Annotated in this window: 34 protein-coding genes and 3 pseudogenes; 21 read left to right on the plus strand and 16 right to left on the minus strand. The window is 41.6% G+C overall.

The features are described 5' to 3' along the window. Positions 1-5: 5 nt before the first annotated feature. Genes E7T07_RS02310 through rffG form a run of 3 tightly spaced genes read left to right on the plus strand, consistent with a single transcriptional unit; the run spans position 6 to position 1,901 of the window. Positions 6-602: a Uma2 family endonuclease gene (locus E7T07_RS02310; RefSeq protein ID WP_135709311.1), complete on the plus strand. Its 597-nt coding sequence runs from the start codon at positions 6-8 to the stop codon at positions 600-602. A 1-nt stretch (position 603) separates the two neighbouring features. Then, a complete protein-coding gene (locus tag E7T07_RS11240; RefSeq protein WP_425455026.1) occupies positions 604-783 on the plus strand; it encodes a DUF6429 family protein in 180 nt (59 codons plus the stop codon). A gap of 50 nt (positions 784-833) precedes the next feature. Next, complete coding sequence (rffG, locus tag E7T07_RS02315) at positions 834-1,901, plus strand: dTDP-glucose 4,6-dehydratase (RefSeq protein ID WP_135709401.1); 1,068 nt, start codon at positions 834-836, stop codon at positions 1,899-1,901. 103 nt (positions 1,902-2,004) lie between these two features. Here rffG and E7T07_RS02320 read toward each other — a convergent pair whose 3' ends face one another. After that, a complete protein-coding gene (locus E7T07_RS02320; RefSeq protein WP_135709312.1) occupies positions 2,005-2,370 on the minus strand; it encodes a winged helix-turn-helix transcriptional regulator in 366 nt (121 codons plus the stop codon). Positions 2,371-2,514: 144 nt separating this feature from the next. On the opposite strand from E7T07_RS02320, the gene E7T07_RS02325 reads away from it, so the two are divergent. Beyond that, positions 2,515-3,174 (plus strand): NAD(P)-dependent oxidoreductase, encoded by a 660-nt coding sequence (locus tag E7T07_RS02325; protein ID WP_135709313.1) that lies wholly within the window; start codon positions 2,515-2,517, stop codon positions 3,172-3,174. Positions 3,175-3,250: 76 nt separating this feature from the next. Here the strand turns inward: E7T07_RS02325 and E7T07_RS02330 are convergent, their stop codons facing one another. Continuing rightward, positions 3,251-3,868 carry a cation efflux transmembrane domain-containing protein gene (locus E7T07_RS02330; RefSeq protein ID WP_135709314.1) on the minus strand — a complete coding sequence of 206 codons (618 nt, stop codon included), beginning with the start codon at positions 3,866-3,868 and terminating at the stop codon, positions 3,251-3,253. A gap of 72 nt (positions 3,869-3,940) precedes the next feature. On the opposite strand from E7T07_RS02330, the gene E7T07_RS02335 reads away from it, so the two are divergent. Next, on the plus strand, positions 3,941-4,342 hold the full coding sequence (locus tag E7T07_RS02335; protein WP_135709315.1) for a MerR family DNA-binding protein: 402 nt from the start codon (positions 3,941-3,943) through the stop codon (positions 4,340-4,342). A gap of 96 nt (positions 4,343-4,438) precedes the next feature. Here E7T07_RS02335 and E7T07_RS02340 read toward each other — a convergent pair whose 3' ends face one another. Further along, positions 4,439-4,897, minus strand: coding sequence for a hypothetical protein (locus E7T07_RS02340; protein ID WP_135709316.1), 459 nt, complete (start codon positions 4,895-4,897; stop codon positions 4,439-4,441). Positions 4,898-5,046: 149 nt separating this feature from the next. Between E7T07_RS02340 and ygiD the strand changes: the two genes are divergently transcribed. Continuing rightward, entirely contained in the window at positions 5,047-5,838 is a 792-nt protein-coding gene (gene ygiD, locus E7T07_RS02345; protein ID WP_135709317.1) for a 4,5-DOPA-extradiol-dioxygenase, read from the plus strand. Here ygiD and E7T07_RS02350 read toward each other — a convergent pair. Continuing rightward, a complete protein-coding gene (locus E7T07_RS02350; RefSeq protein WP_246046081.1) occupies positions 5,733-6,260 on the minus strand; it encodes an FMN-binding negative transcriptional regulator in 528 nt (175 codons plus the stop codon). The genes ygiD and E7T07_RS02350 overlap by 106 nt on opposite strands. Further along, a complete protein-coding gene (locus E7T07_RS02355; RefSeq protein ID WP_246046083.1) occupies positions 6,205-6,696 on the minus strand; it encodes a substrate binding domain-containing protein in 492 nt (163 codons plus the stop codon). Before E7T07_RS02355 ends, E7T07_RS02350 begins: the two co-directional genes overlap by 56 nt. 25 nt (positions 6,697-6,721) lie before the next feature. Between E7T07_RS02355 and E7T07_RS02360 the strand changes: the two genes are divergently transcribed. Further along, on the plus strand, positions 6,722-6,982 hold the full coding sequence (locus tag E7T07_RS02360; RefSeq protein ID WP_246046084.1) for a hypothetical protein: 261 nt from the start codon (positions 6,722-6,724) through the stop codon (positions 6,980-6,982). A 63-nt stretch (positions 6,983-7,045) separates the two neighbouring features. On the opposite strand, the gene E7T07_RS02365 is transcribed toward E7T07_RS02360, so the two are convergent. After that, positions 7,046-7,654: a LysR substrate-binding domain-containing protein gene (locus E7T07_RS02365; RefSeq protein WP_246046086.1), complete on the minus strand. Its 609-nt coding sequence runs from the start codon at positions 7,652-7,654 to the stop codon at positions 7,046-7,048. Between E7T07_RS02365 and E7T07_RS02370 the strand changes: the two genes are divergently transcribed. From E7T07_RS02370 to E7T07_RS02380, 3 genes and pseudogenes are all read left to right on the plus strand, one after another. Next, complete coding sequence (locus E7T07_RS02370; protein WP_135709319.1) at positions 7,641-8,048, plus strand: GNAT family N-acetyltransferase; 408 nt, start codon at positions 7,641-7,643, stop codon at positions 8,046-8,048. The genes E7T07_RS02365 and E7T07_RS02370 overlap by 14 nt on opposite strands. Beyond that, positions 8,045-8,287, plus strand: a pseudogene (locus E7T07_RS02375) (LysR family transcriptional regulator); the annotation flags it as partial. The gene E7T07_RS02370 and the pseudogene E7T07_RS02375, both read left to right, overlap by 4 nt. A gap of 109 nt (positions 8,288-8,396) precedes the next feature. Further along, positions 8,397-9,005: a DUF1349 domain-containing protein gene (locus E7T07_RS02380; RefSeq protein WP_135709320.1), complete on the plus strand. Its 609-nt coding sequence runs from the start codon at positions 8,397-8,399 to the stop codon at positions 9,003-9,005. 79 nt (positions 9,006-9,084) lie between these two features. On the opposite strand, the gene E7T07_RS02385 is transcribed toward E7T07_RS02380, so the two are convergent. Then, positions 9,085-9,402 (minus strand): Lrp/AsnC family transcriptional regulator, encoded by a 318-nt coding sequence (locus E7T07_RS02385; RefSeq protein WP_180338707.1) that lies wholly within the window; start codon positions 9,400-9,402, stop codon positions 9,085-9,087. 22 nt (positions 9,403-9,424) lie between these two features. Next, positions 9,425-9,511, minus strand: a pseudogene (locus E7T07_RS11195) (phage antirepressor protein); the annotation flags it as partial. Positions 9,512-9,733: 222 nt separating this feature from the next. Between E7T07_RS11195 and E7T07_RS02390 the strand changes: the two are divergent. From E7T07_RS02390 to rplI, 6 genes and pseudogenes are all read left to right on the plus strand, one after another. Next, positions 9,734-10,007 (plus strand): annotated as a pseudogene (locus E7T07_RS02390) (hypothetical protein); the annotation flags it as partial. A 99-nt stretch (positions 10,008-10,106) separates the two neighbouring features. Continuing rightward, positions 10,107-10,280, plus strand: a complete 174-nt coding sequence (locus E7T07_RS02395; protein WP_210403505.1) for a hypothetical protein — start codon at positions 10,107-10,109, stop codon at positions 10,278-10,280. A 238-nt stretch (positions 10,281-10,518) separates the two neighbouring features. Further along, positions 10,519-10,896 (plus strand): 30S ribosomal protein S6, encoded by a 378-nt coding sequence (gene rpsF, locus E7T07_RS02400; protein WP_135709321.1) that lies wholly within the window; start codon positions 10,519-10,521, stop codon positions 10,894-10,896. Continuing rightward, positions 10,886-11,212, plus strand: coding sequence for a primosomal replication protein N (gene priB / locus E7T07_RS02405; protein ID WP_135709322.1), 327 nt, complete (start codon positions 10,886-10,888; stop codon positions 11,210-11,212). The genes rpsF and priB overlap by 11 nt, the downstream gene beginning before the upstream one ends. A 12-nt stretch (positions 11,213-11,224) precedes the next feature. After that, positions 11,225-11,452, plus strand: a complete 228-nt coding sequence (rpsR, locus tag E7T07_RS02410; RefSeq protein ID WP_005759927.1) for a 30S ribosomal protein S18 — start codon at positions 11,225-11,227, stop codon at positions 11,450-11,452. 16 nt (positions 11,453-11,468) lie between these two features. Continuing rightward, the gene (gene rplI, locus E7T07_RS02415; RefSeq protein ID WP_135709323.1) at positions 11,469-11,918 is read left to right on the plus strand and encodes a 50S ribosomal protein L9; all 450 of its coding nucleotides are present in this window, start codon (positions 11,469-11,471) and stop codon (positions 11,916-11,918) included. Between the two features lie 97 nt (positions 11,919-12,015). On the opposite strand, the gene E7T07_RS02420 is transcribed toward rplI, so the two are convergent. The 3 genes from E7T07_RS02420 to efp form a co-directional block, all read right to left on the minus strand. Further along, positions 12,016-12,819 carry a glycosyltransferase family 2 protein gene (locus tag E7T07_RS02420; RefSeq protein WP_135709324.1) on the minus strand — a complete coding sequence of 268 codons (804 nt, stop codon included), beginning with the start codon at positions 12,817-12,819 and terminating at the stop codon, positions 12,016-12,018. Positions 12,820-13,132: 313 nt separating this feature from the next. Continuing rightward, positions 13,133-14,083 (minus strand): cysteine synthase A, encoded by a 951-nt coding sequence (gene cysK / locus E7T07_RS02425; RefSeq protein ID WP_135709325.1) that lies wholly within the window; start codon positions 14,081-14,083, stop codon positions 13,133-13,135. A 350-nt stretch (positions 14,084-14,433) separates the two neighbouring features. After that, positions 14,434-15,000, minus strand: coding sequence for an elongation factor P (efp, locus tag E7T07_RS02430; protein ID WP_135709326.1), 567 nt, complete (start codon positions 14,998-15,000; stop codon positions 14,434-14,436). Positions 15,001-15,035: 35 nt separating this feature from the next. On the opposite strand from efp, the gene epmB reads away from it, so the two are divergent. The 3 genes from epmB to E7T07_RS02445 all read left to right on the plus strand — a co-directional run bounded on the left by epmB (position 15,036) and on the right by E7T07_RS02445 (position 17,990). Further along, positions 15,036-16,052 carry an EF-P beta-lysylation protein EpmB gene (epmB, locus tag E7T07_RS02435; RefSeq protein ID WP_135709327.1) on the plus strand — a complete coding sequence of 339 codons (1,017 nt, stop codon included), beginning with the start codon at positions 15,036-15,038 and terminating at the stop codon, positions 16,050-16,052. Between the two features lie 80 nt (positions 16,053-16,132). After that, positions 16,133-17,575 carry a LysM-like peptidoglycan-binding domain-containing protein gene (locus E7T07_RS02440; protein ID WP_135709328.1) on the plus strand — a complete coding sequence of 481 codons (1,443 nt, stop codon included), beginning with the start codon at positions 16,133-16,135 and terminating at the stop codon, positions 17,573-17,575. 10 nt (positions 17,576-17,585) lie between these two features. Further along, on the plus strand, positions 17,586-17,990 hold the full coding sequence (locus tag E7T07_RS02445; RefSeq protein WP_135709329.1) for an MliC family protein: 405 nt from the start codon (positions 17,586-17,588) through the stop codon (positions 17,988-17,990). Between the two features lie 71 nt (positions 17,991-18,061). On the opposite strand, the gene hemB is transcribed toward E7T07_RS02445, so the two are convergent. From hemB to tatA, 4 genes are all read right to left on the minus strand, one after another. After that, a complete protein-coding gene (gene hemB / locus E7T07_RS02450) occupies positions 18,062-19,084 on the minus strand; it encodes a porphobilinogen synthase (RefSeq protein WP_135709330.1) in 1,023 nt (340 codons plus the stop codon). Positions 19,085-19,277: 193 nt separating this feature from the next. Further along, the gene (gene tatC / locus E7T07_RS02455; protein WP_135709331.1) at positions 19,278-20,042 is read right to left on the minus strand and encodes a twin-arginine translocase subunit TatC; all 765 of its coding nucleotides are present in this window, start codon (positions 20,040-20,042) and stop codon (positions 19,278-19,280) included. Then, on the minus strand, positions 20,039-20,620 hold the full coding sequence (gene tatB / locus E7T07_RS02460; RefSeq protein WP_135709332.1) for a Sec-independent protein translocase protein TatB: 582 nt from the start codon (positions 20,618-20,620) through the stop codon (positions 20,039-20,041). The genes tatC and tatB overlap by 4 nt, the downstream gene beginning before the upstream one ends. Before the next feature lie 24 nt (positions 20,621-20,644). Further along, the gene (gene tatA / locus E7T07_RS02465) at positions 20,645-20,830 is read right to left on the minus strand and encodes a Sec-independent protein translocase subunit TatA (RefSeq protein ID WP_135709333.1); all 186 of its coding nucleotides are present in this window, start codon (positions 20,828-20,830) and stop codon (positions 20,645-20,647) included. Between the two features lie 190 nt (positions 20,831-21,020). Here tatA and E7T07_RS02470 point away from each other — a divergent pair, with 190 nt between their 5' ends. Both E7T07_RS02470 and groL read left to right on the plus strand, forming a co-directional pair. Further along, positions 21,021-21,311: a co-chaperone GroES gene (locus tag E7T07_RS02470; RefSeq protein WP_135709334.1), complete on the plus strand. Its 291-nt coding sequence runs from the start codon at positions 21,021-21,023 to the stop codon at positions 21,309-21,311. 75 nt (positions 21,312-21,386) lie between these two features. Further along, a complete protein-coding gene (gene groL, locus E7T07_RS02475; protein ID WP_135709335.1) occupies positions 21,387-23,030 on the plus strand; it encodes a chaperonin GroEL in 1,644 nt (547 codons plus the stop codon). Between the two features lie 104 nt (positions 23,031-23,134). Here groL and pepP read toward each other — a convergent pair whose 3' ends face one another. Beyond that, positions 23,135-24,460, minus strand: coding sequence for a Xaa-Pro aminopeptidase (gene pepP, locus E7T07_RS02480; protein WP_135709336.1), 1,326 nt, complete (start codon positions 24,458-24,460; stop codon positions 23,135-23,137). Position 24,461: the final 1 nt, after the last annotated feature.

Genomic DNA, 24,461 nt, shown 5'->3' on the forward strand with positions numbered 1-24,461 from the left:
GCGATATGAGCTTAATTCCGATGAATGAAATTACTCGCTTAGACCAACTAGATCCAGATGGCAGTTACAGTTATAAAGATTATTTACTTTGGAAATTGAAAGAGCGTGTAGAAATTATCAAAGGTAAGATTATGGCAATGTCGCCTGCGCCAAATCGTCTGCATCAACGGATTTCGATGAAATTAACGAAAGCATTTCTTGATGTTTTTTCCGGTCAGCAGTGTGAATTATATGTAGCCCCTTTTGATGTACGTTTTCCCGATGAAAACGGCAACGTGAGAACGGTCGTGCAGCCTGATTTATGTGTGATTTGCGATCCTAATAAGTTAGATGAACGAGGTTGTCTTGGTGCACCGGATTTGGTAGTGGAAATTCTTTCGCCGGGGAATTCCAAACGAGAAATGAAAGATAAATATGAGCTTTATCAAGAATATGGTGTGAGCGAATATTGGGTAGTTCGCCCTGAAGAGCGCAATATTCATATATATGTGCTTGAAAATGGGCGATATATTGGTATTGCGCCGGTGGTGGAAGATGATGTGATTACTTCGGTTAGATTCCCGAATTTAAGTTTTTCTACGTCAGGTTTATACGATTTGTAAGATAGGTAATGGACGATTTTGGAAAAACTATGATTTTGGGCTATTAGATAGCTTGTATGAAAAAGGATATATTACTAACCCCGTCAATAAAAATAAATCCTGTTATTTAACGCCTGAAGGTTTGGAAAGAGCAAAAAAATTAGCCGAAGAAATGTTTGGGCAAGAGAAAACAGATAAATAAATTATCTTTTATATGCCATTGAATAATCTAGCAAATCGTAAATTTAAATGATGACAAAAAAAATTTTAGTAACAGGCGGAGCGGGCTTTATTGGCTCTGCAGTCGTTCGCCATATTATTAACGACACTCAAGATTCGGTGATTAACGTAGATAAATTAACCTATGCAGGTAATTTAGAATCACTCGAAGCGGTTGAAAATAATCCACGTTATGCTTTTGAGCAAGTGGATATTTGCGATAAAGCCGCATTAGAACGTGTTTTTGCGCAACATCAACCTGACGCTGTGATGCACCTTGCGGCAGAAAGCCACGTGGATCGTTCTATTGACGGGCCGGCTGCATTTATTGAAACCAATATCGTTGGTACTTACACGTTATTAGAAGTGGCTCGTAGCTATTGGAATAACTTGCCTGAAGAACGGAAATCTGCTTTCCGTTTCCACCATATTTCAACCGATGAGGTTTATGGGGATTTGGAAGGCACTGACGATCTCTTTACTGAAACAACGCCTTATGCGCCTTCGAGCCCTTATTCAGCGTCAAAAGCCTCCAGCGATCACTTAGTGCGCGCTTGGTTGCGCACCTACGGCTTACCGACCATTGTAACTAACTGCTCAAATAACTATGGCCCGTACCATTTCCCTGAAAAATTGATTCCATTGATGATTTTAAATGCGTTGGAAGGTAAAAAGTTACCAGTGTACGGCAACGGTATGCAAATTCGTGATTGGTTATTTGTGGAAGATCACGCTCGTGCGCTATATAAAGTTGTAATGGAAGGCGTGGTGGGCGAAACCTACAATATCGGCGGACATAATGAGAAAGCCAATATCGAAGTGGTTCGTACAATTTGTGGCTTATTGGAAGAACTTGTTCCGAATAAACCGGCTGGCGTGGCGAAATATGAAGATTTAATCACTTATGTAACTGACCGCCCAGGGCACGATGTGCGTTATGCGATTGATGCCACCAAAATTGGTAAGGAATTAGGCTGGAAACCACGAGAAACTTTTGAAACCGGTATTCGTAAAACCGTGGAATGGTACTTAAATAACAAAAAATGGTGGAGCCGTGTATTAGATGGTTCTTATAATTTAGAACGTTTGGGGATTAAATAAATGTGTTAATCCATAGAGATAATTGATTGGCAAAATTATCTTTCTTGTAAAAGTGCGGTGGGATTTTAGAAAATTTCTCTCTACTCCCACCAATTACAAATCACTATTTTCCCCGACTTTGCAAAATTTTCCCTAGATTTTCTTCCAACCAATCCACTAAATTCGCAAGGCGACTGCCAGCTTCTTTGCCATAATCCGTCAGCGAATATTCAACATGTGGCGGTACGGTGTTGTAGGATTTACGATTGAGCATACCATCTTGTTCCAACTGTTGGAGCGTTTGGGTCAGCATGCGTTCACTCACACCGTCAATCTCACGGCGGATTTCGCTAAACCGTTTTGTGCCTTTCATCAACACAATCATCACCAACACACCCCAGCGGTTAGTGAGATGTTGCAAAATCTGTCTGGAAGGGCATTGAGCGGATAATACATAGCCCCGTTCTATTGAATTTGAAAATTTTTCCATTTTTATTTCCTTGTATTTCAATCAGTTAAAAATTATTTTCAAACTTACAAATTTGTAAGTACTTCACAAAAGTAAGTTTGGATCTATAATACGCCACATCAGCCAGTTTGGCAAATTTAATCAACTTAATCAGAGGTAAACAAAATGAAAAAAATCGCAGTAATTGGTGCAACAGGTTATGTCGGTAGTGCAGTGGTAGCGGAGTTGGCGAGCCGTGGTCATCAAGTAACGGCATTTGCTCGTAATACTGATAAAGTAGCAAAAGCGGACAACGTGCAAGCGGTCAGTTTTGATGTCAATGCTGCAGATTTTGCCGAGCAGTTAAAAGGTTTTGATGCGGTAGTGAGTGCGTTTAACCCAGGTTGGGCAAATCCAAATATCGTCGAAGATTTTACCCGTGGGGCAAATGCGATTACCGAAGCAGCAAAAGCAGCGCAAGTGCCGTATTTATTAATTGTGGGCGGTGCGGGCAGTTTGTATGTCGTGCCAAACGTACAACTGATTGACACAGATGCTTTTCCGAAAGAGATTTTTGCAGGGGCAAATGCCGCTCGTAATTTACTTAACGACTTGCGTGACCGCCGTGATGTAAACTGGGCATTTATCTCGCCGCCAGCCTTATTAGGTGCAGACGCAGGTTTCAGCGAAGAGCGCACAGGCGAATACCGTTTAGGTAGCGAAGATTTGTTGATGAACGGCGAAGCCCCAGCAGGCATCAGCGTTGCAGACTTAGCGATTGCGATTGCAGACGATGCAGAAAAACAAGCTCACTTGTTTAAACGCTTTACCGTGGCGAGCAAGTAATTTAATGTGAAAAGTGCGGTGGGATTTTGGAAAGATTTTGCAATTTGCAAAGTTTATCTTAAATCCCACCGCTTGTTTATTTACTCTCTTTCAATTCCCCCAATGCCCGAAGAATAATCTCTTTTGCCGCTTGTAAGGCTAAAAATGCCAAGATAAAGGCGACAACTAAATCAGGGAATTTGGACTGGGTAAAATAGACCGCAACACCAGCCAACACAACGGCGATATTGCCGATGGCGTCATTTCTTGAGCAAAGCCACACGCTGCGCATATTGCTGTCGCCATCACGGAAGTGGTAAAGCACCCATAATGCAGCGAGATTGGCGAAAAGGGCGAGTACGCCGACAATGCTCATTTCGCTATGGTTTGGAAGATCGCCGTAGAACCAGCGATATAAGGTCGTAATTAAAATAAACAGCCCGAAACCGCCCATCGTTGCACCTTTGATTAAAGAGGCTTTGGCTCGGTAACTTAAAGCCATTGGCAACACGATCAGGCTAATCACATAATTGGCACTATCGCCTAAAAAATCGAGACTGTCGGAAAGCAATGATACCGACCCCGATTTTACCCCCATCACAATTTCAACCATAAACATCGTGAAATTTATCGCCAAAGCGATCCATAAGGCTCGGCGGTATTGCGGAGAACGGTGGGCGCTGTGCGAGCCACAGCAAGAACTTGAACAACTCATTTTCTTTTCCTTGTGTTTAAATTTAACTTACGACACAATATAAACTCCGTAGTTATTACAGGGTCAAGCGAAATGGGCAGATTTTTTAAAATAAGTGAATTGAGCAAAGCAAGCGGTGTGAATTTAGAAACAATCCGCTATTACGAAAAGCTGGGCCTGATTGATGCCGCCACACGGCAGGCGAACGGTTATCGCCTTTTTAGTGAAAAGCAGCTCAACCAACTGAGTTTTATTAAGAGCTGCCGAATGATTGGTTTTAGTTTAGAAGAAATCAAACAACTGCTAGAGATCCAAGCCAACCCGCACAACCGCTGCGAAGTGGCGGATAAACTCACTCGCCAGCATTTAATCCAAATTGAACAACAAATCGCCCAACTTAACCAAATCAAAGCAATGCTCGAACCCTTCATTGAGTGCCAAGCGGAAGACGTAGAGCATTGCCAAATTATTAAGGGGATTAAGGCGTTGGAGTAGAATGTCTTATTTCAATTTTAAAAAAAGAGCGGTGGGATTTTTTGAAGATTTTGCAAATTGCAAAGTTTGCCCCAAATCCCACCGCTTGTAATCGGCTTATTCACATCTTAGCCATTCAATATGCCAATGGTGCATAATTTCACGAATTAGGGTTAAATAAACCGCAAAATCGACACTTTCGGGCAAACCTTCAGCTTTGGCTGGATAGCCGTTGATGACCCGAGAAAAACGGGTAAAAAGCTGTTCGATTTGTTCTTGTGAAATGACTATGGCATTCTCTTTTGATTGACCAAATCCTAAGCGGGCAATTTCGGCTAATGCAGGAATATCTGAAACAATAGTTAAATTCTGCATTGGCTTAAACATTTCACTGTATTTTTCCAATTCATTTTCAATAACTAAAATTAACGCTTCAATTTCTTCTTTTGTTGCTGGAGTGTGCTGAATATCGGCTGCTAATTTTTCTCGAGCAAGATTTAAAGCCAAATTCTGTTCATTCAATGTAACGGAAAATAACCCTGATTGTTCTTGTAAATGTATAAATTGTGTATTCATCTTTCACCCCTTTGTTGTTTTGATTATTTCTTTAATATGAAAGATAGGCAAATTATACAACTGAATTCTCTCTTTAGTTTTACTAAATTCTCTTTGGCTCAAAATCGGTTTATTCTTTTTGTACATTAAATCGGAAAGGAGTAAAAACAATGAAAAAAATGCCCGCACTTTTTGTCGGACACGGCAATCCGATGAATGCGTTAGATCCGCAAAATATCTTTAATCAAGGTTTTCAACAAATCACAGCAACCTTTGAGAAACCGAAGCTGATTTTATGTATTTCTGCCCATTGGTACAGTGCAAAATTGCAAGTGATGGGGGCGGAAAATCCGCCGATGATTTACGATTTTTACGGCTTTCCGCCGGAATTAAGCGAGATTGTTTACCCGGCAAAAGGCGATCCTGAATTTGCTCGACACATTCAAGGGTTACTTGCACCGGAACAAGTGGAAATCAACCCAACTCGAGGCTTCGATCACGGGGCGTGGGCAGTGTTGAAATATCTCTACCCGGAGGCAGATATTCCCGTGGTTCAGCTCAGTTTGGATCGTACCAAATCCCCACAGTGGCATTATGAATTGGCGAAAAAATTACGTCCATTGCGTGAACAAGGTGTGTTGATTTTGGGTAGCGGCGACATTGTGCATAACTTAAGGGCGATCAGCTGGGAACATATTGATCAAGTGGGCGCAGGCTACGACTGGGCGTATCAGTTCAGAGATGAAATTAATCAGGCAATGCGTGAACATAACGATGATGCATTAGTCAATTTTGAACAGTTCGGCGAAAGTGCAACTCTTTCCGTCCCAACGCCTGATCATTATTTACCGCTGCTTTACGTGATGGCACAACGTGATGAAAATGATGAGATTACATTGTTTAATGATGAACTGATCGCAGGCTCGCTCAGTATGACATCGGTGTTGGTTAGGGAAAAATAGACATATCCATCATTACTTTCATAGCGTTCAATAAGATCCGCCATCACATTCGCTTGGGGGCTGTTGATTTGATGTAAATGCTGGCAAATACGTTGTTTCGTTGCTGCATCTTTATTTTGACTAAGTTTAAATTGCGCTTCGGTTTTTTCTATCTTGATTTCAAAGCAAACAATCGCCTTATAGAGTGCCTGTAAATAATCTTCAGGCGCATCGCTTAATTGCCAAGGCGTATTATTTGGCAAATTATTTTCCCAAAAATCAGTTTGTGCGGCTAATACAGCGACCACATCGTCCAGCTGACGCAACGTCCCCCGAATATGCACAGCTTGATAATTCCAAGTCGGCACTTCTTTGTGCGTTATCGCTTTATTGGGATACCAGTTTGGCGAAATATAATGCCCATTTTCTTGAAAAATTGCCAACCACGATTGCGGTTGCGACATTGCTGAAACAATCGGATTGCAGTTTGCTCTGTTGCAGTTCGGTTTCCAGCATATATTTTGGCAACATCGCAATGCCGTTGCCGTTCAGCACGGAGTTGAGCAGGGCTTGAGTGTCGTTGGTAGTGAAACGGCTGTCGAGGTCGAGCAGTACTTCCCGTTCCCCTTGCGTACATTTCCACGCTTTGCGGTTGATGTTGTGGTGCGACAAATAGTGATGTTGATACAAATCTTTGGGCTGCGTTGGTGTGCCGAACTTTGCCAAATAATCAGGCGTTGCCACTAGCAAGGAATGGCAATCGGCAAGTTTTCGGGCGATAAAATTCGGGTCGGGGTTGTTGGTAATTCGAATGGCAAGATCGATCCGTTCGCTAATTAAATCCATTGGTTGATCATTGAGTAACAGCTGAATATTCAATTTCGGGTGCAATTGTAAAAAGCGATTGGATAATGCGGATTTTGCGGTGATTGAACTGGTGTTGCACAAGCTCAATCTTAGCCAAACGGTGTCGTTGCTTAGCGAACAATCTACCCAAATGGCATTAGCACAACGTCTTCAATTCGGGCAACAACTCGCCCACCATTGCGGTGTGCAAGGCGTGCCGCAGTTGATTGTCGAAAAAGACGAACGGTTGTATATTGTGCCGAGCCAGTTGTTGTATGGGGACATTCAAGGGTTGAAGGATTACTTACAACGCTTATAAAAGAGCGGTGGAATTTTCATAAGTTTTGTATTTGCAAAATTTCCTGAAAATCCCAACGCTTGTTTATTGGCAAGCCTCCGCCATCAATTCCCGCAACCAACGATACGCCACATCTCGATGAGTACGTTCGTGCCAAATCAGCGTTTTGGTAAAACCTTGAATCGCAAGGGGCGGTTCAAACAGTTTGAGTTGCGGTAGGTTGCTGACCAATCGTCTTGGCACAACGGCGAGCAAATCGCTTTGCGCCAATAGGTCGGGCAGGACAATAAAATTTTGCACCGATAAACTCACGTTGCGGCTTAACCCCAATTTGGCTAGTGCATCATCGGTTACGCCGCTGAAACTGCCGCCGTGATAGGACACCAGCGCTTGTTCCAGTTGGCAAAATTGTTCTAGTGATAAACTATTTTGTTTAGCAATCGGATGGTCGTGGCGGACGGCGCACACATATTGCTCGTCATACAAGGCTTTGGCGTGAATATCGGGGGCGTGGAAATCGGGCGTTACCAGTGCAAAATCAAGTAATCGTTGTTCTAATTGATGTTGTACCGCATTTTCGTTAATTGCTAACACCGCCACTTTAATATTAGGCGCACGCTGTTTTAGCACTCGCAAAAACGGCACAATCACTGCACGCATTGCATAATCGGTGCAAGCTATGCGAATATTCAAGAAAGCTGTTATCCTGATTATTCACGCAGTCAAATTCAGGCTTGGTGTGACGTCAATCAGTCGTCCTTTTTTTGCCAAACTAGCACATCAACAGACTTTTTTATTTGTATTGGAACAGCAGATTGTCGGGTTAATTTCGGCAGAGCAATCGGGTTATTTGGATTTATTATTTGTTAAAAAATCATTCCAACATCAAGGGATTGCAAGCAGGCTACTAAACCAAATCGAAGATTGGTTGGTAAAACAAAAAATAGAGATTTTAACCGTAGAAAGCAGTTTAACGGCAAAACCTTTTTTTGAACAAAAAGGGTTTCAACTCATTGCTAAACAACAAGTTGAGTTGAGAAATAAACGGTTTATCAATTTTAAAATGTCAAAACAGATTACAAAATGAAAGAAAATCTTAATGACTTACGTGCTTTTATTTTAGTCGCCCGCACCGGCAGTTTTACCAAAGCGGCGGCACAGATGGGCGTGTCGCAATCGGCGTTGAGCCATAGTATTCGGGGCATTGAAGAGCGGTTGAAAATCAAGCTGTTTCATCGCACCACTCGCAGTATTTCCACCACCGAAGCGGGCGAACAGCTTTATCAGCGTTTATCGCCGTTGTTTAGGGCATTGGTGGAAGTGTTGAAAGGGTAAAAGTGCGGTGTTTTTTGCAAGAGATTTTGCAAAAATAACCGCTTAGCTTTTCAGTCCGCCCCTTTGCTATAATGCCCATTCTGATTATCAAGGAGATACTATGCAAGCTTTTAATCCGCAGTCGCTTGTTTGGACGAGAGAGCCGCAAGCCTATGAAATAACAGAAAATAAAATTACGATAACCACTGCACCGCATACGGATTTGTGGCAACGCACCTATTATCACTTCCAAAATGACAACGCGCCTGTTTTGCAAATGGAAACCGATGAACGCTATTTCAGTTTTGTCGTCAAAACCGATTTTTCAGGCAGTCATCAACGCTTTGACCAGTGCGGCATTGTATTGTATTTGGATAGTGAAAACTGGCTTAAAGCGTCCGTTGAATATGAAAATGAGCAATTCCAACATCTTGGTAGCGTGGTAACCAATCACGGCTATTCTGATTGGGCTACGGTGGAAATTGCTACAGATACTAAATCAATGTGGTTTCGTTTAAGTCGCCGTGAAAGCGATTATTGCTTGGAATGTTCGTATGACGGTGTGCATTTTCAACAAATGCGGATTTGTCATTTGCATAAAGGTAACGAGCGTATTCGCTTTGGTGTCTATGCTTGCTCGCCCGAAAATTCTTCGTTCACGGCGGTCTTTACGGATATGGCATTAACCGAATGTCAATGGCAAGCCCATAATGGACAACAGCCTGATTAGGTAACACAAAGTGCGGTCAAATTTGCAAAAGATTTTGCGAAAATGACCGCTAATTATTTTCAGCCTGCCTGAAAACTATTTAAATCGGCATGGCTCGCAATGGAATAATATTTTTCATCACTAATGTAGAAGTAATCCCCGTAATATGCGGTAGTTGTGTTAAACGGCGGTCATATAATTGCTGAAACGATTTCATATCTTGGGTAACAATGTGCAAAATAAAATCAGGGTCGCCCAACAAACTTTGTGCTTGAATAATTTCAGGAATATCCATTAAGGCTTGTTCAAATTCACGGATATTGTCGCCACTATTATTTTTCATTTTCACAAACACAATGGCGGAAAAATTCAAGCCAATCCGTTCGGGATTGACTTCGGCACGATAACCGCTAATCACGCCACTGTCTTCCAGTTGCTTTATCCACCACGCTGAAAAACCATTCTTGTTTTTCTTCGTCCCACACTGAGCGAATTTGTTGATTTTCAAAAAGTTTAATTTTGTTCATTGATGATTTTTCCACTGTTTAATTTTTCAGGTATTCAATCATAAACCTTATCCAGTATCAATACTGTATAAATGGAATTTTTTTGTTTTTTCGATCAACTTCACACAAAGTGCGATTGGATTTGCAGAATTTTCCGGTATTATGTAGCACTTGCACAAAGATTTAACCGATTGAAAACATTAAAATCCCTATTGAAATTCTCACTCAATAGGGATTTTTATTATGGCACAAAAGTTACTTAAGCACGAGTTAGTTGAGCGGTTACTTCAACTGAAAGAAAAACAAGATTTATTAACGGTACAAATGCAACTTTTAACGCAAGAGATTAGCGAATTGGCAGCCCCATTTGTGCCGAAAACACCTAAAAGCCAGTCTGTCATTACCACTCGTTTAATCGCACAGGTATTAAGGGGAAATCAGGGGACGTGGTTGATGTGTGGGGATATCGCAGAACAGGCATTACAGTTAGTGGGGGCAACCGCAATTTGTTGATGTAGCTAAATGGCTGGACTATTATGATAAACGGACGTTTAATCCTGAAACAGGTAAACCACAGTATACACATCGCCGTTTAAGGAGTGCATATCGAAGTTTAATGAATAACCTTCCTTATCTGTTTACCTATCAAAAATATCCTAATTTAGGTATTCCTAATACATCTAATTTAATCGAGGGACAATTTGGATATTTGAAGCGACTTTTAGGTAATCACAGGGGGATGAATCTCACTCAAAAACTAAAAATGATTGATGAGATTTTGGGTGTTTAGATTGTATAAAAAACGGCTATAAAATCTGTATGTTTTATAACCATTAAAAATATCCTTTAACGGATCGCTAGGCTAAAAAACCATTAATTTTGTCCTTTAATACCCATTTCCCACTTGTATTTCAATACAATTTCTGTATAATTCGCGCCTTGCAGTCACATTTAATTTTCGTTCCTTGCTTCCGCAGATTAGTGACTGGATCAACAGTCGGAGGCTGATTAACCCGTAAGGATCAACAATGCGTCACTACGAAATCGTTTTTATGGTTCATCCGGACCAAAGCGAACAAGTACCAGGTATGATCGAACGTTACACAGGTTCTATTAAAGAAGCCGGTGGTGCGATTCATCGCCTAGAAGATTGGGGTCGCCGTCAATTAGCATACCCAATTAACAAATTACATAAAGCACATTATGTGCTTATGAATGTAGAAGCGCCTCAAAGTGTAATCGACGAGCTAGAAACAACATTCCGTTACAACGATGCAATTCTTCGTAACGTCGTAATTCGTACTAAGCACGCCGTAACAGAAGCGTCCCCAATGGCTAAAGCAAAAGACGAAAAGAAAGTTGCTGTAGCTGAAGTTGAAACCAACGATTTTGAGGATGCTGAGTAGTCATTTGAAAATTGATAATCGTTTGTCATTGATTGGTACAGTTTGTAGCCAACCTAAACAAACAAAAAGCCCTAACGGTATCGAACATTGCCAATTTTTGTTAGAACATCGTTCTGAACAAATTGAAGTGGGACTTAAGCGTCAAGCTTGGTGCAAGATACCGATACAATTGAGTGGCAATCAATTTACTCAAACAACTAAAAGCATTACGGTCGGCAAAAAACTCTTGGTAGTCGGGTTTATTAGTTCACACCAAACCAAAAATGGTTTAAACCAATTAGTTTTACATGCTGAAAATATCGAATTATTAGATTAGGAGACTCGCCAAATGGCACGTTATTTCCGTCGTCGCAAGTTCTGCCGTTTCACAGCGGAAAACGTAGTTGAAATCGATTACAAAGATATCGCTACATTAAAGAACTACATTACAGAGAGCGGCAAAATTGTTCCAAGCCGTATTACCGGTACTCGTGCGAAGTATCAACGTCAATTAGCTCGCGCAATCAAACGCGCTCGTTATTTAGCGTTACTTCCATACACTGACAACCATCAGTAATTAAGGAGATACGGTAATGCAAGTTATTTTATTAGACAAAATTGCTCACTTAGGTCAAGTGGGTGATCAAGTTAGCGTTAAATCAGGTTTCGCTCGTAACTACTTAATCCCACAAGGTAAAGCAGTTATGGCTACCAAAGCTAACATTGAATTCTTCGAAGCACGCCGTGCTGAATTTGAAGCTAAAGCCGCAGCTGAATTAGCTGAAGCTCACGCTCGCGCAGCAAAAATCGCTGCATTAGAATCAGTAACTATCGTTTCTAAAGCAGGTGATGAAGGTCGTTTATTCGGTGCTATCACAACACGTGACGTTGCAGAAGCAGTATCTGCAGCAGGCGTTGAAGTAGCGAAATCAGAAGTTCGTTTATCAACCGGTCCATTACGTACCACTGGTGATCACGAAGTTCGTTTCCAACTTCACGGCGAAGTATTCGCAACATTAAACGTTGTTGTTGTTGCAGAATAATTATCTTATTCAAAATGCAAGACAATAAAAACCCAGCTTTCGCTGGGTTTTTTATCATCTACATCTCATGCAAAATAGGTGTAATAGACAAATACAGTTATTCTCTTTGCAAAGCCAAAGGTATAACTCCAACATTATCAGCCGTTAATCCATCCCTTAATAATCTCATCTGTTGACAGATTTTATCCGTTACCGCCTGAGCTTCATTCATTTTCTCATCCGTAATATCAGGGGGAATCTTATTGAATAAAATCGCGTCCAATAACCGTTCTGCATGCATACCGTCACGACAATAATGCAATACACCGGGTTCATTAAATAAAGTCCCCACTTGGCAAACTTGTGTCGTGGCAATACCTAAAGCCCCATCTTCACCACCTAATTCACGGAATAATTGATGCTGTGGAAAACCACCACAAGCTAAGAAAAAAGCACGGCGGAAAACCACATTACCACCGCAAGTCATTCGCATATGCTGCCAAGCAAAGTCAAAATTTGGGTGCGCGCTATAACGCTCTGCAATACCAACTGGATTTAACGCTAAGCGAAGTACCTGTATTTCAGGGCGGAAATGAAACACACTACTAGCTAACGTTAACGCTTCAGGCTCATAAGCATCATCAGCATCTAAAAAGGCAATAATTTCAGCCGCACTTTGCAACGCCCCCCAATTTCGGGTTTTCGCCACACCGCTATTACGTGGCATTTGTTCCACGTTAATTTTTTCGGGGTATTGTGCGGCAAATTGTTGAGCTAGCGATAACGTTTGGTCGGTAGAAGCATCATCAATCAGCCAAAGTGTGCCTAAGTGCGGTTGATTTAAAACGGATTTTACTGCGCGCTCAAGAGTCTGAGCAGCATTGTAACAAGGGATAATGACGTCAATTAAAGGAAATTGCATAAAACACTCTCATCAAAAAATTTGAAAGATATTTTAGGATATGTTGATATTTTGAGGCTATAAAATCATCAATAAGTGTTTATTTAATATCCCAGCATGGCAGAGCCATACTGGGTTACGCATAAATCAGCCCCTTTGGGGCTGAGAATGAGAGTGGCAAAGCCACTCAACTATGCGTAACCTAGTACGCACTTTGCGTGCTAGGCACAAAAAGTATATTTTATAAGCACAAAGCATCAACAAGCCTTAGCAAATAGACAAAAAAACGGTTAATTCAGATGTTGAATTAACCGCACATTTTGTCATGATGAAATTAAATTTCAATGCCTTCAAACAACGCTGTACTTAAATAACGCTCTGAGGCAGAAGGAAGAATAGCCACGATAAGTTTATCCGCAAATTCCGGTAATTTTGCTAAACGATCAGCGGCAGCGACCGCAGCACCTGATGAAATCCCCGCAAGAATACCTTCTTCTGCCATTAAACGGCGTGCCGTTGCAATCGCGGTGTCGCTATCCACTTGTTCAACGCGGTCAATTAAACTCAAATCTAAATTTTTAGGAATAAAGCCTGCGCCGATACCTTGGATTTTGTGCGGGCCCGGTTTCACTTCTTCACCATTTAAAGTTTGGGTAATCACCGGGCTTTCTGCCGGTTCTACGGCAACAGAAAGAATTTGTTTACCTTTGTCTTGTTTAATAGCACGAGAAATACCCGTAATCGTACCGCCTGTCCCCACGCCGGCCACGACCACATCCACTTTGCCTTCTGTTCCTTCCCAGATTTCAACGCCTGTGGTTTGTTGGTGAATTGCCGGGTTTGCCGGGTTTTCAAATTGTTTCAACATGATGTAACGATTAGGATCGCTGGCGACAATTTCTTCTGCTTTGGCAATCGCGCCTTTCATCCCTTTCGCGCCTTCGGTTAAAACTAAATTGACACCTAAGCCACGTAATAAACGTTTACGTTCCGTACTCATGGTTTCCGGCATGGTTAAGGTAATTTTATAACCGCGCGCTGCCGCAACATAAGCAAGGGCAATCCCTGTGTTACCACTGGTTGCATCCACAATTTCTTTATCTTTGGTTAAAACGCCATCTTTTTCCGCTTGCCAAATCATATTCGCACCGATACGGCATTTCACACTGAAACTTGGGTTACGACCTTCTACTTTGACCACTAAGTTACCGTTTTGACCGAAATGTTTTAAACGTACTAATGGTGTATTGCCAATGGAATAGGAATTATCTGCGTAAATTGTCATTTTCAATCTCCTTGAGAGTTATCTATTTGTTGATAGTAGTTTTAACATGCTATGTTATAAAAGAACAATAGTTATTTGTTCTATTTTATAACTAAAAGCTATTTATAGAAGAAAAACTGAATGTTTACCGATGAGAAGATAAAAAAATACGATACTATACGGGGCTTGCACAAGACGGTCGTTGAGCTTGTCGAAACGTAAGTCTTGTGCCGCTGAAATGTCTTATGGTTCGATAAGCTCACCAACCGTGGTTCGACAAGCTCACCAACCGCCATTTCAGCTTTATGTAGTTGTTACATAATATCAAAAAAATACCCACACAAGGTGGGCATTTTATTTAACAAATTCGATTATTTCACACGAGAGACATATTCGCCTGAACGTGTATCTACTTTAATCACTTCGCCAATTTGAACGAATAAAGGAACACGAACTACCGCGCCTGTGCTTAATGTTGCCGGTTTACCACCCGTGCCAGCGGTATCGCCTTTCAAACCCGGATCGGTTTCAATGACTTCTAATTCTACAAAGTTTGGTGGTGTCACAGTAATTGGGCTACCGTTCCATAAAGTAATGATACAATCTGCTTGGTCTAATAACCATTTTTCAGCGTCACCCACTGCTTTCGCATCGGCTGAATATTGCTCAAAGGTTTCCGGGTGCATAAAGTACCAGAATGCTTCATCTTTGTATGAATAAGTTAAGTTTAAATCCATTACATCAGCCGCTTCAACTGAAGTACCTGATTTAAAGTTCACATCTAATACTTTGCCGGAAATTAATTTACGAATACGAGTACGCGTAAACGCTTGACCTTTACCTGGTTTTACGAATTCATTTTCAACAATCACGCAAGGCTCGCCGTCTTGCATAAATTTTAGACCTGGTTTGAAGTCAGTGGTAGTATATGTAGCCATGATTTCCTCAATTAAATAAGAGCTAGTTTTTAAAAGTGCATATTTTAACCCAAAACATCCCTGTTAGAGAAGAACCAAAACGTGAAATTTGGTTAGAAATTCTAAATAACGCCGTTTCTGATCCGAAAATTCTGCTGGAAAAGTTAAATTTACCCGTGGAAAATTTTGAACAGGACATTCAAGCGCGTAAACTTTTTGCATTACGTGTGCCTCAACCTTTTATCGATAGAATGGAAAAAGGTAATCCCCATGATCCCCTTTTTTTACAAGTGATGTCTTCCGCACAGGAATTCCTTCAAGTAGATGGTTTTGTCAAAGATCCCCTTGACGAGCAGCATAATGCCGCACCCAATGTTTTACATAAATACCATAACCGTTTGTTATTAATGGTAAAAAATGCTTGTGCAGTAAATTGCCGTTACTGTTTCCGCCGCCATTTCCCTTATGACCAAAATCAGGGAAACAAAACTAATTGGCAAAAAGCGATTGATTACATTGCAAGCAATCCGCAAATTGAAGAAGTGATCTTTTCAGGCGGAGATCCCCTGATGGCAAAAGATAATGAGTTAGAATGGCTGATAAAACACCTTGAAAAAATACCACACTTACAGCGATTACGCATTCATACGCGCTTGCCTGTGGTTATTCCTGAACGCATTACAGCAAAATTCTGTCAAATACTCAGCGAAAGCCATTTGAAAACAGTGCTAGTCACACATATCAACCATCAAAATGAAATTGATGATAAGTTGGCAAACGCATTATTTCAATTGAAGCAAACAGGCGTTACCTTACTTAACCAATCCGTCTTGTTAAAAGGGATTAATGATAATGCGCTGACACTAAAAAACTTAAGTGACGCACTCTTTCAAGTGGGGGTACTGCCTTATTACTTACACCTTTTTGATAAGGTAGAAGGAGCAAGTCATTTTTATCTTGATGATGCAACTGCGGTTAAAATTTATCAAGAATTACAAGCAATTACATCGGGTTATTTAGTACCGAAATTAGCAAGAGAAATTGCAGGTGAACCGAATAAAACTTTGTTTTAAACCGCATTTTCATTTAGAATAAGGGCAATTTTTTCAACCGCATTTTTGCACATTTTATTGATTACATATTGAGGTATATCGTGGAGAATAAATCTGAAAATCAGTCAACATCAACACAAAGCGAACTTGATTTTGATGCAAACCCAATTGAACCTGTGACGCCAAGAAAAAGTAGCGCAACGGATTCATCCTCTTTCTTAAATAAATTTTTCGGAAAAAAAAATGTCGTGCAGACAAATCCATTTGCGGAGCGTAAAGAGCCCACTTTTGGCAATACAACTCGCGTGACAGAAACCGCCACGACAACGGCAATTAACCAAACCGTTAATTATTCTGCGGAGAGCATTTTTAAACAACCGGCTCAAGCCATTGCCAAACAAGCCAAATCCACTGACGATATTGAAGAAAATAAAGACAAGATTGAAGAATCGGCTGACACCGCGGTGACGGCTGAGACAACGTCTAATACTGTTGAAAATACGGCAGAACCAGAGAAAATTCTAACAGAAGAACCTATTGTGGCAACGAAACAAAATATGAAGAATCCGGAAAACTGGAGCTTTATGCAAAAATTACCGCCAAAACATCGCCGTTTTATTATCGCTATCGCCGGTGCTGTCGCCGTACTGATTGCTTTAGTATTATTAAAACCAAGTTCGGAAACTGCGGATGAATACCAAGTTAACAATAGCAATAATACGCCGATTGAGTTTCAATCTTTAACGCCAAATCAGCCGAACGAAATGACGGATATGGCAAATACCACTCAACCGGCAGAACCGCCAGTGGTGGAACAGGCTCAACCTGAACCAATGCCTTCTGTGGTAAATGATACAGCAGTGAATGAAAGCGTGGCGAATATCTCTGCAACACCTGCTACACCGGCAACACAACCGTCAGCCTCAACGCAACCTGCATTAGAACCGGTTCCAATGCCTGAACAACCATCGGTTGATCCGCAAGCACAGCAAGCAGAAAAAGCACGCCAAGAACAATTACAAGCAGAAAAAGCCCAGCAAGAGCAATTAGCCCGTGAACAACAGAAAGCGCGTGCAGAAAAAGCCAAAGCTGAGCAATTAGCCAAAGCTGAACAGTTAGCGAAAGCCAAAGCGGAAAAAGCAAAAGCAGAACAGTTAGCAAAAGCGAAAGCCGCAGAAAAAGCGAAAGCAGAAAAACTGGCAGCAGAAAAAGCACGTGCACAAGCGGCGTTAAATGGTGCGCCGATCAGCGAAGCCAAACCTGCAACGAAAAAAGCCGGTCAAACTGCCGGCTCAACAAGCAAAACCCTAACGGTGCCAGCGAGTACATCATTATTCCAAGTATTCCGTACAAATGGCTTAGATATTCGTGATGTAAATGCGATGACCAAAGCCAATGGTGCCGGTAATGTATTGAGCAGCTTTAAACCGGGCGATAAAGTTCAAGTATCAGTAAACAGCGAAGGGCGCGTCAGTTCAATGCGTTTATCAGACGGATCCGTCTTTACGCGTCAATCTGACGGCTCGTACAAATACCGCAAGTAAGGAAATTAGCATGAAAACGACCGCACTTTTTTTAATCTCAGCATGCATCTTAACGGCTTGTCATTCTGCGGTTGAACAAGCCCCTGTGGATGCAGTGGTTAAAATTGCGCCTCAAATCAAATCGGGCGCAATGAATAAAACTACACAAACCGGTTCTGCGAGTCGTTTTCTTTGCAAAGACGATAAAATCGTGCGCGTAACGCGGATGAAACCTAAAAGCACCGCCAAAGCCAGTCGTGTAGAAACGGTGACGTTAACCTTTAATGGTATTACTGAAAAGCTAAAATCAACGGTATCGGAAACCGGAAAATCCTACACCAGTATTCACTGGCGCTGGATCGAACGCTCAAACAATACCGCCACGTTAACCAATACGCAAGGTGTGATTTTAGCGGATATTTGTGTTGAACAATAAATGACTTAATAGCAAAAATAAACCCTATACGCCTTGATTGCTCGTATAGGGTTTTCATTCTCTTCTAGGTATTACTTATTCTTCCCTTCTTCATATAACCATTCGGCCACTTGTTTTGCGAAGTAGGTTAAAATACCGTCTGCACCAGCGCGTTTAAAGCATAGCAAACCTTCCATAATACATTCTTTTTCTTTCAACCAACCGTTTTGAATGGCAGCCCAATGCATCGCATATTCCCCGGAAACTTGATAGGCAAAAGTCGGCACGCCAAACTGTTCTTTAACGCGATAAACCATATCCAAATACGGCATGCCCGGTTTAACCATCACCATATCTGCGCCTTCTGCAATGTCTAAAGCGACTTCTTGCAAACCTTCATTGCCATTGGCCGGATCCACTTGATAGGTTTTCTTATCACCGCCTTTCAGGTTCCCCGCTGAACCGACTGCATCACGGAATGGGCCATAATAATTAGACGCATATTTCGCGGCATAGGCCATAATCAATGTGTTAATAAAGCCTTTTTCTTCAAGTGCGGTACGAATTTTGCCAATTCTGCCGTCCATCATATCACTGGGGGCAACAATATCCGCGCCCGCTTCCGCGTGAGAAAGGGCTTGCTTAACCAACACGTCACTGGTCACTTCGTTAAGCACATAGCCTGTTTCATCGATAATCCCATCTTGCCCGTGAATCGTATAAGGATCCAACGCGACATCCGTTAACACGCCTAAATCAGGATAAGCCGCTTTTAACGCCCGCACCGCGCGTTGCACTAAGCCATTTGGATTATAGGCCTCTTCCGCCAATAAAGATTTTTTATCTTGTTCAACCACAGGGAATAAGGCAATAACCGGTACGCCATATTTTACTAATAACCCTGCTTCAACCAGTAATTGATCGATCGTCAAACGCTCTACTTTTGGCATGGATGGAACCGGTTCACGATGATTTTCCCCTTCCATGATAAATACGGGATAAATTAAATCGTCAACAGTTAATTTATTCTCTGCCATTAAACGGCGGCTAAAATCATTTTTTCGCATACGGCGCAAACGGCGTGCCGGATAACCGGTAAAATATTGTTGTGTCATGTTTTTATCCTTGAGTCTTAGAATGTGACAAACCCTATACGAGCCGTATAGGGTTACTTAATCTGAGCCGCTCTGCGGCTCTTTCTTTCAGCCCCGGCAGGGGCTGGGCTTTACGAACCTAGCACGGCTCGTGCTAGGTTATTTTTAAAGATGAACTTCGTCAGTAATCTAATTTAAATTTATATCAAAACGCTTATTTTTCTACCGCACTTTCATCGGAATTCACATTATTCTCATCTTTAGGCGCATAAAATTTCGCACAAATTACCCCTAATTCAAATAACAAACACATTGGTAGGGCAAGTAAGGTTTGAGAAAAAATATCTGGCGGTGTCAGCAACATCCCAATCACAAAAGCCGCTACAATAATATAAGGGCGTTTTTCTCGTAAACTTTCAGGTGAAGTAATGCCCGCCCAACACAGCAAAATAATTGCCACAGGCACTTCAAAACACACCCCAAAGGCGATAAATAAGGTTAATACAAAATCAAGATAGCTACTAATATCCGTTGCCATCGTGACCCCATCCGGTGATGTGCCGGAAAGGAAGCTAAATACCAGAGGGAAAACAATGTAATAAGCAAAGGCAACACCGACATAAAATAATACCGTGCTTGAAATTAACAACGGATAAACTAACCGTTTTTCATGTTGATACAACGCCGGCGCAACAAATGCCCATACCTGATACAACAAAAATGGCACAGATAAAAATACGGAGGCTAAAATCGTTAATTTGATCGGTGTAAAAAAAGGGGAAACCACATTGGTGGCAATCATCGTCGCGCCCTTAGGCATGGCATCAAGCAAAGGGGTTGCAATCAAATGATAAATATCATTGGCGAAATACACCAAAGATAAAAAAACAACCATGATACAAATTACGCAACGCAGTAAACGGTTACGTAATTCAAGAAGATGACTAATTAAAGGTTGAGATTCGTCAACACTACTCATGTATTTTTCTCAGGCGTTGGGTTTGCAACAGTCGGCTGCACATCATCCGTAGGATGATACTGATCCATATATTTTGCCAACTGTTCATCTAAAGAAATTTCAGCTTGTTCAGCCTGTTCTGCCGGGGTTAGCTCGGTATCAAGTGCGGTGGTATTTTCCGCTGTTTTTTCTGCTGTGAAATTTACCGCACTTTGATCATCTTTGTGTTGTTCTACTTCAGCAAAATTGGCTTCGCGCACATCTTTAATATGTTCTTCAAGGGACTTATTGGCCGCATTGGCTTGCTGTTCAAGATCCACTCTCATTTTATCCGCAGATTGCTTTAATTCTTCTACGGTCTGTGCTAATTCCGGGGATAAAGATTTTAAATTTAAATGCTCGGCTTTTTTAATACTTTCCTGCAATTCCTGTAATTTAAGCTCTTGCGCCAGTTCATTTTGTACATTTGCAGCTAAACCACGAATGGTACGAACCCATTTCATCACAGTTCGAATTGCCACAGGCATACGTTGTGGACCAAGTACCACCAAGCCCACAATAAATACCAGTACTAATTCCGAAAAGCCAATATCAAACACACTGCTTACCTTACTTTTCAGGCCTTATTCTTTATCGTTTTTTTCCACAGATTTAACTTCTGTCTCTTTTGGCTCATCTGCCATCGCTTTTTTAAAGCCTTTTACGGACTCACCTAAATCAGCCCCTAAGGTGCGGAGTTTTTTCGTGCCGAATAATAAAACCACGATTGCTACAATAATTAGAAGTTGCCAAATGCTAATACCGCCCATAATTTTTCCTTTTGGTAAAATAAATATGAATAAAGATGGTCGGCAATATACTCTTTTTAGACGTGACGAACAATAGCCAAGTAGGATTATTTTTCTTAAAAATTTTTTTATTTTGTCCCTTGAAAGCCCTAAAATAATGCCCCATATAGGTCTCGCAATCGATAATTTTAATTATTTAAGGAGTAACAATATGGCAATTCGTCCATTACATGATCGCGTTCTACTTAAACGCGAAGAAGTTGAAGCATTATCTGCAGGCGGTATCGTGTTAACAGGTTCTGCCGCAACCAAATCAACCCGCGCAAAAGTCATTGCGGTAGGTAAAGGCCGTATTTTAGAAAACGGCACCGTTCAACCGTTAGATGTAAAAGTCGGCGACACCGTTATTTTCAATGATGGTTATGGCGTAAAAGCAGAAAAAATTGATGGCGAAGAAGTGTTAATCGTTTCAGAAAACGATATTTTGGCTATTGTAGAATAATAAAGTGCGGTCAATTTTGACCGAGAATTTTATAGGGGCAAATCCTATTTGCCCGATTGATAAAGGAAAATAAAAATGGCAGCAAAAGACGTAAAATTTGGTAATGATGCTCGTGTAAAAATGTTAGCGGGTGTGAATATTTTAGCAGACGCAGTAAAAGTAACCCTAGGTCCTAAAGGTCGTAACGTCATTTTAGACAAAGCCTTTGGCGCACCAACGATCACCAAAGACGGGGTGTCTGTAGCACGTGAAATCGAATTAGAAGACAAATTCGAAAATATGGGCGCACAAATGGTGAAAGAAGTGGCGTCAAAAGCCAATGATGCGGCAGGTGACGGTACAACCACCGCAACTGTTCTTGCACAAGCTATCGTCAATGAAGGTTTAAAAGCCGTTGCAGCGGGTATGAACCCAATGGATTTAAAACGCGGTATCGACAAAGCGGTAGCTTCAGTAGTTGAAGAATTAAAAGCATTATCTAAACCTTGTGAAACCTCAAAAGAAATTGAGCAAGTCGGTACCATTTCTGCTAACTCAGATGAAACTGTAGGTAAATTAATTGCGCAAGCCATGGAAAAAGTGGGTAAAGAAGGCGTGATCACCGTTGAAGATGGCTCAGGTCTTTCTGATGAATTAGATGTGGTTGAAGGGATGCAATTCGACCGTGGTTATTTATCACCATACTTCATCAATAAACCGGAAGCGGCAACGGTTGAATTAGATAACCCATTCATTTTATTAGTGGATAAAAAAATCTCTAACATTCGTGAATTACTTCCGGTATTAGAAGGCGTGGCAAAAGCAGGCAAACCGCTTTTAATTATCGCGGAAGATGTGGAAGGCGAAGCGCTTGCAACATTAGTGGTGAACACCATGCGCGGTATTGTGAAAGTAGCGGCAGTGAAAGCACCGGGCTTTGGTGATCGCCGTAAAGCGATGTTACAAGACATTGCAATTTTAACCGCAGGTACCGTGATTTCTGAAGAAATCGGTATGGAACTTGAAAAAGCAACCCTTGAAGATTTAGGTCAAGCGAAACGTGTTGTAATCAACAAAGACAACACCACCATTATTGACGGTATTGGCGATGAAGCACAAATTAAAGGTCGTGTAGCACAAATTCGTCAACAAATCGAAGAATCAACGTCTGATTACGACAAAGAAAAACTTCAAGAACGCGTGGCGAAATTAGCCGGCGGTGTGGCTGTAATCAAAGTAGGTGCAGCGACTGAAGTGGAAATGAAAGAGAAAAAAGATCGTGTTGATGACGCATTGCACGCGACTCGCGCAGCGGTGGAGGAAGGTATCGTTGCCGGTGGTGGTGTGGCATTAGTACGTGCTGCAGGCAAAGTGGCTGCAACCTTAAAAGGCGACAATGAAGATCAAAATGTGGGTATCAAACTTGCCTTACGTGCAATGGAAGCACCACTTCGCCAAATCGTAACGAATGCGGGTGAAGAAGCATCAGTAGTCGCAAGTGCGGTGAAAAATGGCGAAGGAAACTTCGGTTATAACGCGGGTACTGAAACTTACGGCGATATGATCGAAATGGGTATTTTGGATCCGACCAAAGTAACACGTTCTGCATTGCAATTTGCAGCATCAATTGCAGGTTTAATGATCACTACAGAATGTATGGTAACTGACTTGCCAAAAGATGACAAAGCTGATTTAGGTGCCGGAATGGGCGGTATGGGTGGAATGGGCGGCATGATGTAATCCGTCTCTACTCATCGGGGCAGGTATCAAAACCTGCTCCAAACAACATAAAGCGCGGTCAAAATTTTTATTTTTTTGACCGCGCTTTTGCTCGAGCTTTATCGCTATCTCTCCGCCATTAACCGCTCAATATCCTCAATTTCTTTGGGCACCGCGCAAGTTAGGTTTTTGTTGCCGTATTCCGTAATCAAAATATTATCTTCAATACGCACACCAATCCCCTTATATTGCTCTGGCACATTGGACTTTGGCGAAATATAAAGTCCGGGTTCAACGGTTAATACCATCCCCACTTCCAAAGTGCGGTCGCGTTTTTTCGAGTTTCGATCACCGTTTTCTGTGGCATTAGAATAACTGCCCACATCATGCACATCCAAACCTAACCAATGCCCTAATCCGTGCATATAAAATTCACGATGCGCATTATTCGCGATCAACTCGTCCACATCCCCCTGCAAGATCCCTAAGCGCACCAAACCTTCCACTTTAATGCGCACCACTTCATCATTGGCTTGTTGAATATTATTGCCCACCACCAGCAATTCCAAGGCACGTTTTTGCGCCGCCAATACGATTTCATAAATTTCCCGTTGTGGTTGGCTAAATTTTCCGTTCACTGGAAAAGTGCGTGTAATATCGCCGGCATACATGGCAAATTCACAGCCCGCATCAATGAGCACTAAATCGCCGTCTTTTAAGGGTTGATCATTTTCGGTGTAATGTAAAATACAGGCATTTTCGCCCCCTGCAACAATGCTGTTGTAAGAAGGGTAACGTGCACCAAATCGGTTGAATTCATGTAAAATTTCACTTTCAATTTCATATTCAAAACGATTTGGACGCGTTTCACGCATCGCTCGAATATGCCCTAACGCACTAATTTGCCCTGCTTGTTGCATCAACCGTATTTCATTTGGGGATTTAAACAACCGCATTTCGTCTAAGTGCGGTCGTAAATTCGTAAGTTTTGCACTAGGCGGTAACAACGCCAACATTAAGGTATCATTATGCTCACGCAAATCTTGCAAATGATAAATCTGTTCAACATTTGCCAATAACGCAGGCAGTTCGTCTTTCAGTGTTTCAATTGAAAAGGCATAATCCACATTGAGCGTAGCCGGCGCATTTTCTACGCCCAAACGCCGTCCGTTCCACGTTTCCATTTCAGGATCATTGGGACGCAAAAAAAGTGCGGTCTGGTTTTGCCCGTTTTGGCGGGTTAAAACCAGCACAGAATCAGGTTCATTAAACCCCGTTAAATACCAAAAATAACTGTCTTGACGAAATGGATAAGCGGTGTCATTTGAACGTGTTTGTTCGCTTGCCGAGAAAATAATGGCGGCAAAATTATCGCCTAAACGTTCAAATAACGTTGTACGCCGTTCTATAAATTCTTGCTTTGGCAAGGCTGCCATATAAGCCAAATCCATC

The organism is Actinobacillus porcinus, from assembly GCF_901764995.1.
Taxonomy (GTDB): Bacteria; Pseudomonadota; Gammaproteobacteria; order Enterobacterales; family Pasteurellaceae; genus Exercitatus; species Exercitatus porcinus.